General features: G+C 73.1%; 6 protein-coding genes and 1 pseudogene. 3 read left to right on the forward strand and 4 right to left on the reverse strand.

Going from position 1 to position 6,941, the window contains the following annotated elements; genetic code table 11:
* Positions 1 to 937 (reverse strand): serine/threonine-protein kinase (locus AB0K37_RS39210; protein WP_363990468.1); only part of this gene is annotated, 937 nt, incomplete at its 3' end.
* Positions 938 to 1,238: 301 nt separating this feature from the next.
* Between AB0K37_RS39210 and AB0K37_RS39215 the strand changes: the two genes are divergently transcribed.
* From AB0K37_RS39215 to AB0K37_RS39225, 3 genes are read left to right on the forward strand one after another with little or no spacing between them, the layout of a single operon-like run.
* On the forward strand, positions 1,239 to 2,102 hold the full coding sequence (locus AB0K37_RS39215; RefSeq protein ID WP_363990471.1) for an arpA protein: 864 nt from the start codon (positions 1,239 to 1,241) through the stop codon (positions 2,100 to 2,102).
* 13 nt (positions 2,103 to 2,115) lie between these two features.
* Positions 2,116 to 2,943, forward strand: coding sequence for a class I SAM-dependent methyltransferase (locus tag AB0K37_RS39220; RefSeq protein WP_363990473.1), 828 nt, complete (start codon positions 2,116 to 2,118; stop codon positions 2,941 to 2,943).
* A complete protein-coding gene (locus AB0K37_RS39225; protein ID WP_363990475.1) occupies positions 2,940 to 4,733 on the forward strand; it encodes a choline/carnitine O-acyltransferase in 1,794 nt (597 codons plus the stop codon). The genes AB0K37_RS39220 and AB0K37_RS39225 overlap by 4 nt, the downstream gene beginning before the upstream one ends.
* On the opposite strand, the gene AB0K37_RS39230 is transcribed toward AB0K37_RS39225, so the two are convergent.
* The 3 genes and pseudogenes from AB0K37_RS39230 to AB0K37_RS39240 all read right to left on the reverse strand — a co-directional run.
* Positions 4,734 to 5,309: an antibiotic biosynthesis monooxygenase gene (locus AB0K37_RS39230; protein WP_363990476.1), complete on the reverse strand. Its 576-nt coding sequence runs from the start codon at positions 5,307 to 5,309 to the stop codon at positions 4,734 to 4,736.
* 47 nt (positions 5,310 to 5,356) lie between these two features.
* Positions 5,357 to 6,562, reverse strand: coding sequence for an ABC transporter permease (locus tag AB0K37_RS39235; RefSeq protein ID WP_363990478.1), 1,206 nt, complete (start codon positions 6,560 to 6,562; stop codon positions 5,357 to 5,359).
* A pseudogene (locus tag AB0K37_RS39240) lies at positions 6,559 to 6,941 on the reverse strand (hypothetical protein); the annotation flags it as partial. The pseudogene AB0K37_RS39240 and the gene AB0K37_RS39235, both read right to left, overlap by 4 nt.

A 6,941-nucleotide genomic window follows, 5' to 3' on the forward strand; every position in this document is an offset into this window, starting at 1 on the left:
CGCCGCCCGCACCGGCGGTGCCCGCCGTGCCCGCCGCGCCGGCGGTCGCGCCGGCCGTGGCCGCGCCCGGCGTGACGGCGAGGGCGCCGAGCGGGAACAGCGCGACCAGCGCGACGGCGGCGGCGGCCAGGGCGCGCATGCCCCGCTGCTCCCAGTCGCTCCCGTACGCGGCGACGGCGACGGACTCCAGCCGCGTGACGAACTCCGCCGCGCCCGGCGGCCGCTGCCGCGGGTCCTTGGCCATCCCCTCCAGGACGAGCCGGCGCAGCGGCTCGGGCACCTCCCGCACGTCGACCTGCGCGGTGAGGTGCTGGTTCATCAGGGCCGCCCGCTCAGCCGTCGCGAAGGGGCGCCGCCCGGTGACGCACTCCACGAACACGCACGTCGCGGCGTACACGTCGGTGGCGGGGCTGGCGGGTTCGCCGCGCCACTGCTCCGGCGCCATGTAGACCGGCGTCCCCGACATCGAGCTGCCGCCCGCCAGGACGGCGATGCCGAAGTCCACGAGCTTGCTGAGGCCGTCGCCCCGCACCACGACGTTCGCCGGCTTGTAGTCGCGGTGCACGACGCCGACGGCGTGGGCGGCCGCGAGCCCGAGCAGCGAGCCCTTCAGCACGAGCAGCGCCGCCTCCGGGGCGAGGGCCCCGTGCTCGCGCAGCACCTCCTTCAGGGACGCGCCGTTCACCGCCTCCATCACGATCGCCGCGCCGTGCTCGCCCTCCACGAACTGGTAGAGGCGCGCCACGTACGGGCTCGTCAGGCGCCCCAGCATCTGCGCCTCGGTCCGCAGCGCGCCGACCGCGCCGGGGTCCCCGGCGGCCAGGTACTTGATCGCGACCGGGGTCCCGGACCCCGTGTGGCGGGCCAGGACGACCCGTCCCTGCGCGCCCCGTCCGAGCTCGCGCTCCTCAGTGAACCCCGTCAGCCGCCAGTCCATCCCGCGCTCCCGCCGCTCTTCAGATCATGCTTCACAGGACGGTGACGCCACCGCGTGAGGAAAGGTTCGTGGAAAGTCCGCACGACCGCCGCGTCCGGGAGCCGGGCGGGCCTCCGGGGACGGCCGGTGAGATGGGACACACCGCCCGCCGCGCGCCCCCCGGCCCGGGAGCCTCCGAAGCCACAGGTCACGGGCCGCGCTTATCATTCCATGACAAAGCGCGAAGTAAAAGCGCGGCCGGGAATTCGCGGAAGGAATGTGCTACAACCCGTTGGGGTTCGCCGACCGCGAAAGGATCTTCATGGGCGCAGCGGAGGCTCTCGCAGGGGTCGTCGACACGGAGCGCTATCCGCTGGCCGCGCCGGGGGGCGCCGGCTGGGACGTTCTCGTTTCCCGGACCAGGGCCGAACTGGCGAAAACGGGCTGCTGCGTGCTGCCCGACTTCATTCGCCCGTCATTGCTGGACGCGCTGCGCGCGGAATGCGGGGCGATCGCGCCGCACGCGCATTACGACGTCGAAACGGTGAACGCCTACAACATCGATGTGAGCACGCCCCTGCCGGAGGACCATCCGGGGCGCGTCACCGTCGAGCGGGGCAACGCGTTCGTCGCCCGTGACCACATCCCCGCGGACTTCCTCGTCCACCGGCTCTACGCGAGCGGGCTCTTCCAGCGGTTCGTGGCGGCCTGCTTCGGGCTGCCCCGGGTGCACGAGCTGGCCGACCCGCTGTCGGGGCTCGTCCTCAACGTCGTCAACCCGGGAATGGAGCATCCCTGGCACTTTGACACCAACGAGTTCACGGTCAGCCTGCTGACGCAGGAACCCGAGGACGGGGGCGTCTTCGAGTACTGCCCGAACATCAGATCGGCGGAGGCGGAGAACTTCGGCGACGTGCGCCGCGTGCTGACCGGGCGCGGCGGCGACCTCGTCCGCCGGCTCACGCTTCGCCCGGGTGACCTGCAGTTGTTCAAGGGACGGTACGCGCTGCACCGGGTCGCCGCGGTCCGGGGGGACACGGCGCGGCACACGGCGATCCTCGCCTACAGCGAGCGCCCGGGGGTCATCGGCAGCGTCGCGCGCACGAGGCAGCTCTTCGGCCGCGTCCTGCCCGAGCACCTGGCGGCGGAGGGACGCGCCGTCCGGGTCGACCGGCTGCTGGACTAGGAGGCACCCGCCCGTGCGCACGGACGCCACAGGGAAGATCTCGCTCGACCACATCTACGCCAGCCCCGATCCCCGCGCCTACTTCGGCACGCTGCGCGAACTCCACTACGAAATCCCGGAACTGGCCAAACCGCACTTCCAGCGACTCATCGCCGAATACCGGGAGACGCGCGGTGTCCCGGTTCCCACCGTTCTCGATATCGGCTGCTCCTACGGCATCAATGCGGCCCTGCTGAAATACGGCGTGACGATGGCCGACCTGTACGATCGCTACGGCGGTCCCGACGCCCTCGGATACACCCGCGCCAGGCTGCTGGCCCGAGACCGGGAGTTGGTCCGCTCACGTGAAACGACGAGCCGGCTGCGCTTCCTCGGCCTGGACGCCTCCGACAGCGCCCTTTCCTACGCGCTCGAAGCCGGTTTCCTCGACGGCGCCGTCCACGCGGATCTGGAGAACGGCGAGCCGACGGCCGAGCAGCGCGCCCAGCTCGCCGGAACGGACGTGGTCATCTCGACGGGGTGCCTCGGATACGTCACCGAGCGCACCATCACCCGCGTCGTCGAGGCGCACGGGGAACGCCGGCCGTGGATGGCGCATTTCGTGCTCCGCATGTTCCCGTTCGACCCCGTCGCCGAGGCGCTCGCGGCCGCCGGGTACACGACGGTCCGCCACGACGGCCTGTTCCGGCAGCGGCGGTTCGCGACGCCGCAGGAGCAGGCGCTCGTCCTGGACCGCCTCGCCGAAGTGGGCGCCGACCCGAGCGGCCTGGAGACCGGCGGCTGGTTCTACGCGCAGCTCTACGTCTCCCGTCCGAACGACAGAACAAGAGGATCGATGTGAACGCCGGCGAAGAACTGTCGTCCCGCACCTTCGGCAACGAGGAGCGCCTGCCGCGGGTGCCGCTGCCCGCGCTCGACGCGACCTGCGAGCGGTTCCTCGAATGGTGCGGGCCGCTGCTGACCGCGGACGAGCGGGCCCGGACGGAGTCGGCGCTGGCCTCGTTCGCCCGCCCGGGCGGGCCGGGCCGCAAGCTGCACGCGGCGCTGGAGCGCTACGACGCGAGCGAGGGGGTGGACAGCTGGCTGGACACGTTCTGGCCCTACCGGTACCTCGGCCGCCGCGACCGGATCGCGCTGAACGCCAACTTCTTCTTCCTGTTCAAGGAGTCGCCGGAGGGGCAGGTCGAGCGCGCGGCCGGTCTCGTCGCCGGAGCGCTGGACTACAAGCTGCGGCTCGACCGCGAGGAGATCCCGCCCGTCGTGCAGCGCGGCCGGCCGCTGTCGATGGCGCAGAACCGGTACCTGTTCTCCACCACCCGCATCCCCGGCGCCGAGCAGGACACCGTCCGCGCCCCCTACACCGCCGAGTGGCCCGGCCCCTCGGACGCCCGCCACATCGTGGTGCTCTTCCGCGGCAACATGATCCGGATGGACGTGCTGGGGCCCGACGGCCGCCCCCACACGCTGGAGGAGCTGCGGGCGGGTTTGGCCGCCGTCATGAAGGCGCAGGCCGCGCCGGAGCCGTCCGCCGGGCATCTCACCACCAAGGCCCGCGCCGAGTGGGCGGCGAGCCGCGAGGCGCTGCTGGCCCTCGGCAACGCCAAGGCGCTCGACGACGTCGAGACCGCGCTGTTCTGCGTGTGCCTGGAGGACTTCGTCCCCGCGAACACCCTCGACGCCTGCGACCACCTGCTCCACGGCGACAGCGCCAACCGCTGGTTCGACAAGGCCGTCTCCTTCGTCGTGTTCGGGGACGGCACCGCGGGCATCAACGTGGAGCACTGCGGCCTGGACGGCACCACGATCCTCAGCTTCGTCGACGCGCTGCTGAGCGAATCCCCGGAGAAGCTGTCGCACCGGTCGGGCGCCCGGTCGCAGGGGCTCCCGGTCGTCGAGGCGATCGAGTTCACCCTCGACGACGCCCTGCGGCGCGACATCGGCGACGCCGCCGCGGCGTTCGCCGCCTACGGGGCGGCCACGGCCACCGCGACCGTGTCGTTCGACGACTTCGGCACCGAACGCATCAAGCAGCTGAAGATGTCACCGGACGCGTTCGTCCAGATGGCCTACCAGCTCGCCCACAAGCGCGCCAAGGGCCGCGTCGGCGCCACCTACGAGTCGATCGCCACCCGCCAGTACCGGAACGGGCGGACCGAGGCGATGCGGGTCGTCACCCCCGAGGTGCTCCGCTTCGTCGAGGCCATGGACGACCCGGCGTCGGAGACCGGGGCGCGCCGGGACGCGTTCCGCGCCGCCGCCGACGCCCACGTCCGGCGGGCCAGAGAGTGCCAGGCGGGGCAGGCGCCCGAGCAGCACCTCTGGGAGCTCCAGCTCATCCAGAAGCGGCGCGGCGCCGAGCTGGGCGTCACCGAGCCGCTCCCTCTGTTCGAGTCCCCGGGGTGGCTCGTCATGCGGGACGACTACCTGAGCACCAGCTCGGCGCCGTCGGTCAACATCCGGTACTTCGGGTTCGGCTCGACGAGCGAGCAGTGCATCGGCGTCGCCTACGTCCTGCTCCCCGACCGGTTCAACGTCTACCTGAGCACTCCGCGGCCGGTGGCGGACGCGATGCTGGAGTTCGCCGACCGGCTCCGCGAGGCCGTCCGGGAGCTGCGGGAACTCCTGGCGTGATCACCGGCCGGGTCTCGCCGGCCGGTGCCTCCGCCCGATCGGGTAGAGCCAGCGCCGGAACACCCGGCTGAGCCCGGGCATCACGAACACGGTGAGCAGCGGGATCACGATGACGGGGAACGTCAGCGCCCGCACCGGCAGCGGCCACGCCTCGGTCAGCGGTGTGACGAACGCCTGCAGCAGCAGGCTGAGCGGGTACACCGCGCAGAAGGTGACCACGATCATCTTGAGCTTGGAGGGCGGCGGGACGGACTCGCCGGGCAGGTTGAACCACGTCTCCAGCCCGGTGGTGTCCTGCCGGTGCTCGTCGGCGATCCCGCTGACCCGCTCGATCCACTCCGCGCGCTCGCCGGAGTGCAGCCACCGGTCGAGGCTCTGCTGGTCGGCGAAGTTCACGACCGTGTAGTACCGGTGCCGCGACCCCTCCGCGCGCAGCCAGGTGGCGCCCTGGTGGCCGGAGTACCGGGTCGCGACCTCGTGGAGCCCCTCCGCCCACTCCTCGAAGTCGCGCTCCCGGCCCGGCTTGACGTCCCAGGTCAACACGATCGTGACGGGCTCGGTCTCCGTGGAAGCCATGGCTGAGATCTCACCCGTCCCGTCCGGTCCATGCATGTATGTCCCGGTCAGGTGGCGGCGAGCGCCTCGGTGGGGCTGAGGCGGGACGCCCGGACCGCCGGATACAGGCCGGCGACCGCGCCGATGAGCAGCGTCGCGGCGACGCCGCCGAGCACCGCCCACGCGGGGACGATGACCGGCCATCCCTGGGAGACGGCGTACACGGCGGTGACGAGCGCGCCGACGACCGCGCCGCCGAGGCCGCCGAGCGCCGACAGCAGCAGCGACTCGGCGAGGAACTGCGTGCGGATCTGGCCGCGGGTCGCGCCGAGGGAGCGGCGCAGCCCGATCTCCGACCGGCGCTCCAGCACCGAGATGACCATGGTGTTGGCGACCCCCACGCCGCCGACCAGCAGCGCGACCGCGCCGAGGCCGAGCAGCAGCCCGGTGAACGCCTCGCCCGCCGCCTTCTTGGCCGCCAGGGCGTCCGACGGCCGCGACACCTCCACCTCGTTCGGCGCCTCCGGATTGGCGGTCGCGCCCAGCACGTCCCGGACGTCCTCGACGCTCGCCTCCGCCGACCGGGTGTAGATCGTCGTCGGATGGCCGTCGAAGCCGAGCCGGGACTGCGCCGCGGGCCAGCCGACCAGCGCGGCGCTGTCGAGCTCGGGGGCCAGTGCCGCCGGCTCCAGGATGCCGATCACGGTGAACCAGCGGCCGCCGATCAGCACCTGGACGTCCGGGGCCGCGTGCCCGATCCCGAGGCGCCGCGCGGCGGTCGAGCCGAGGACCGTCGCGGGGAAGCCGCCGGTCGCGGCGTTCAGCCACACGCCGCCGCGCAGCCTCGCCCCCGTCGCGGCGCGCAGGTCGGTGCGGGCCGCGTACGCCGAGATCCCGTTGGTCTCCGTCTCGGGAATCCTGCCCGTCCGGTAGACCTTCACCCCGTCCAGCAGACCGGTCGCCGAGACCTCCCGCACCGGGGCGATCCGGGCCACCATGGCCTCCGACTCCAGGGGCAGCTGCGCCTTCTCGCCGGTCAGGGTGTTGCCGGGCGAGACGGTCAGCAGGTTGGTGCCGAGCGCCGACAGGGCCCGGTCGAGGTCGGCGCGGGAGGAGGAGGACACCCCGACGACCGCGACCATCGCGGCGATCCCGATCGCGATGCCGAGCGCGGACAGGAACGCCCGCATCGGCCGGGTCCGGAGGCCGACCGCGCCGACCCTGAGCACGTCGCCCGGCCACAGCCGCGCCGGCCGCAGCGTCGCGGCCGTCATCGCGCCGCCTCCGCCAGGCGCGGGCCGTCCCCCGTCGAGTCGTCACCCGCCGCCTCCCCCGACGAGTCGTCCACCACCAGGCCGTCGCGCATCCGGACGCGGCGGGGCAGGGCCGCCGCGATCTCCCGGTCGTGCGTGATGATCACAACGGTGGTGCCGGCGGCGTGCAGCTCGTGCAGCAGCGCCATCACGCCGTCGCCGGACGCCGAGTCCAGCGCGCCGGTCGGCTCGTCCGCGAGCAGCAGCGCGGGCTCCCCGGCGACCGCCCGCGCGATCGCGACCCGCTGCTGTAAGATTCCCGGAGATGGCCAGGCTGCTGGTCGACGCGGGCGCCGAGGTGCTCGCGGTGCCGGCCGCCTGGGTGCGCGGCCCCGCGAAG

This window comes from Actinomadura sp. NPDC049753, from assembly GCF_040674655.1.
Classification (GTDB): domain Bacteria; phylum Actinomycetota; class Actinomycetes; order Streptosporangiales; family Streptosporangiaceae; genus Spirillospora; species Spirillospora verrucosospora.

Coding starts and splice junctions, on each gene's coding strand:
- AB0K37_RS39230 (WP_363990476.1), bottom strand. CDS start 5,309: ATGGCTTCCACGGAGACCGAGCCCGTCACGATCGTGTTGACCTGGGAC.
- AB0K37_RS39235 (WP_363990478.1), bottom strand. CDS start 6,562: ATGACGGCCGCGACGCTGCGGCCGGCGCGGCTGTGGCCGGGCGACGTG.
- AB0K37_RS39215 (WP_363990471.1), top strand. CDS start 1,239: ATGGGCGCAGCGGAGGCTCTCGCAGGGGTCGTCGACACGGAGCGCTAT.